Source organism: Streptomyces murinus (genome assembly GCF_002154555.1).
GTDB lineage: Bacteria > Actinomycetota > Actinomycetes > Streptomycetales > Streptomycetaceae > Streptomyces > Streptomyces murinus.
This window is the reverse complement of record NZ_MUNF01000518.1, coordinates 1-1,053: the sequence shown is the minus strand read 5'-3', so window position 1 is coordinate 1,053 and position 1,053 is coordinate 1. Positions and strand designations below refer to the sequence as shown.

Here is a 1,053-nt window from a genome sequence, read left to right as displayed (position 1 = left end):
CAGAGTTGATCCAAGCCCGCCGGGGGGTGGGCAGGTGCGCACGGGAGGTGGGCTGGATGCGTGACACGCTGGTGCTGAACGCGAGTTTCGAGCCGCTGTCTACGGTGACTCTGAACCGCGCCGTCGTCCTGGTGCTCCAGGACAAGGCGGTGGTCGAGCAGGCCCATCCCGAGCTGCGGATGCGGGGGGCCGCCGTGGACATACCCGCGCCCCGGGTGATCAGGCTGTGCAGATATGTACGGGTGCCGTTCCGAAGACAAGCGCCGTGGTCGCGGCGGGGGGTGCTGGTGCGGGACCGGCACCGGTGCGTGTACTGCGGGCGCAGGGCGACGACGGTGGACCATGTGGTGCCGCGGGCCCAGGGTGGGCAGGACACATGGCTGAACACGGTGGCGGCGTGTGCGGAGGACAATCACCGGAAGGCGGACCGGACTCCGGAGGAGGCCGGGATGGCGTTGCTGCGGGCGCCTTTTGAGCCGACGCCGGCGGATGCGATGCTCCTGGCTTTGCGGCAGGACGATCTGGACGGGCTTCCTGAGTGGCTCGCTCGGGATGCGGCCTAAGGAGTCTGCCGGGCTCTGTCTGACGGCGGGTGCGGGTTGTCGTGCGTTGCTCGCGCAGTTCCCCGCGCCCCTGAAGGGGCGCGGAAGGAACCCTGACTTTGCGAAGTAGTCCCTAGTCGATGCTCGGCTTCTCGCGGCGTTCCGTGGCCGGGCCCTTGTTCTGGGCCGGGAGGGTGGCGCCGCCGCCGCTGTTGCCGCCGCCCAGGGAGCCGAAGTTGCCCATGGCGCCGGAGAGGCCCTTGAGGGCGTCGCCGATCTCGCTGGGGACGATCCAGAGCTTGTTGGCGTCGCCCTCGGCGATCTTCGGGAGCATCTGGAGGTACTGGTAAGAGAGCAGCTTCTGGTCCGGGTCGCCGGCGTGGATGGCCTCGAAGACGGTGCGGACGGCCTGGGCCTCGCCCTCGGCGCGCAGGGCTGCGGCCTTGGCCTCACCCTCGGCGCGCAGGATCTGGGACTGCTTCTCACCCTCGGCCGTGAGGATCGCGGCCTG

The 1,053-nt window shown here is 70.0% G+C and carries 2 protein-coding genes; one reads left to right on the top strand and one right to left on the bottom strand.

The genetic code is table 11. The features are described from left to right. Positions 1-56 precede the first annotated feature (56 nt). Positions 57-563, top strand: a complete 507-nt coding sequence (locus CCN72_RS28500) for an HNH endonuclease (protein WP_086810770.1) — start codon at positions 57-59, stop codon at positions 561-563. A gap of 112 nt (positions 564-675) precedes the next feature. Here CCN72_RS28500 and CCN72_RS28495 read toward each other — a convergent pair. Continuing rightward, a partial coding sequence (locus CCN72_RS28495) for an SPFH domain-containing protein (protein WP_425276180.1) occupies positions 676-1,053 on the bottom strand: 378 nt, incomplete at its 5' end.